This window comes from Caballeronia grimmiae (assembly GCF_000698555.1).
Taxonomy (GTDB): domain Bacteria; phylum Pseudomonadota; class Gammaproteobacteria; order Burkholderiales; family Burkholderiaceae; genus Caballeronia; species Caballeronia grimmiae.
Genome location: NZ_JFHE01000130.1, coordinates 1 through 766, shown reverse-complemented (window position 1 = coordinate 766; position 766 = coordinate 1). Strand labels below are relative to the sequence as shown.

General features: G+C 63.2%; 1 pseudogene. It reads left to right on the top strand.

The features are described from left to right. Positions 1-766 (top strand): annotated as a pseudogene (locus BG57_RS30935) (penicillin-binding protein); the annotation flags it as partial.

The window sequence follows — 766 nt, the reverse complement described above, 5'->3', positions numbered from 1 at the left end:
AACCCGGTCGTGAATCCGAAGCGCGCGAAGGTGCGGCAGCAGTACATCCTGAAGCGCATGCTGGATCTCAACTACATCACGCGCGATCAGTACGATCAGGCCATCGCCGAAGAGCTTCACACGAAGTCGTCCGGGACGGAGTACGGCGTGCATGCCGAATACGTTGCGGAAATGGTGCGGCAGATGATGTACGCGCAGTACAAGGAAGAGACCTACACGCGCGGCCTCACCGTTACGACGACGATCAGTTCCACCGATCAGGACGCCGCTTATCGCGCCGTGCGCAAGGGCGTGATGGACTACGAGCGACGTCACGGGTATCGCGGGCCGGAAGGGCATATCGACCTGCCGGCCGCAGCCGATGATCGCGCCGAATCGATCGAAGACGCGCTCGTCGATCATCCGGATAACGGCGATCTCGTCGCGGCCGTCGTCACGTCGGCGACGCCGAAGCAGGTGACGGCGCAGTTCGTCGGCGGCGAGACCGCAACGATCTCCGGCGACGCCTTGCGCTTCGTGGCGGCGGCGCTGCGCAGCAACGCGTCGAAGGCGCTTGCGATCAAGCCGGGTTCCATCGTTCGCCTGACGAAGGATGCGAAGGGCAACTGGCAAATCGCGCAATTGCCGCAAGTGGAAGGCGCGCTCGTGTCGATGACGCCGCAAGACGGCGCGATTCGCGCGCTCGTCGGCGGTTTCGATTTCAACAAGAACAAGTTCAATCACGTGACGCAGGCCTGGCGTCAGCCGGGCTCGAGCTTCAAGCCGT